Source organism: Alcanivorax sp. HI0044 (genome assembly GCF_001634945.1).
This window is the reverse complement of record NZ_LWEZ01000790.1, coordinates 1-695: the sequence shown is the minus strand read 5'-3', so window position 1 is coordinate 695 and position 695 is coordinate 1. Positions and strand designations below refer to the sequence as shown.

1 protein-coding gene is annotated in these 695 nt (G+C 56.3%); it reads left to right on the top strand.

Annotation, left to right across the window (positions count from 1 at the left end):
* Positions 1-383, top strand: a 383-nt coding sequence (locus A3730_RS09475) for an MMPL family transporter (RefSeq protein ID WP_156501114.1), incomplete at its 5' end; no start/stop codon positions are given.
* Between the last annotated feature and the right edge of the window lie 312 nt (positions 384-695).

Genomic DNA, 695 nt, shown 5'->3' with positions numbered 1-695 from the left:
TGATCTCCGCATCCCTGGTGCTCGGGCTGATGGGCTGGATCGGCCTGCCGCTGGACCTGATGACCATCACCATCACCGCCATCACCATTGGCATCGCCGTGGATGACACCATTCATTACATCCACCGCTTCCACGAAGAACTGCCCAAAGACAACGACTACGTGGCCACCATGAAGCGCTGCCATGGCTCCATCGGTAAAGCGATGTACTACACCTCGCTCACCATCATTGCCGGCTTCTCCATCCTTGCTCTGTCCAGCTTCAACCCCACCGTCTACTTCGGCCTGCTCACCGGCCTGGCCATGCTGGTCGCCCTGCTCAGCAATCTCACCCTGCTGCCAGCACTGCTGATCACCGTCAAACCCAAACTCAGAGCGGGCTAACCCCTCCGCCGGCCACTGAGGGAGCTTGCAAGCAAGCTCCCTCGCCCTTCCTGTCCCTCTGCTTTATCGCAAGGCGGAAATGGCACAAGTAATCGTCGCCACAATAACGCCTCCTTCTAGCCCAATGCTGTTCACTTAAGAGAAGCAGCGCTACGCCAACATCTTCGTCATGCGAGCATGACTTCCCACCAATCCCGAAGTTTGAGGGAGGTTGTGGGAAGCGATGTTTACATCGCGAAGGCTTTAGGCATGGCACAGAACCTTAAGTGAACGGTATTACCCCTCTAGCCGGTTTTTTTGCCCAATAAATGG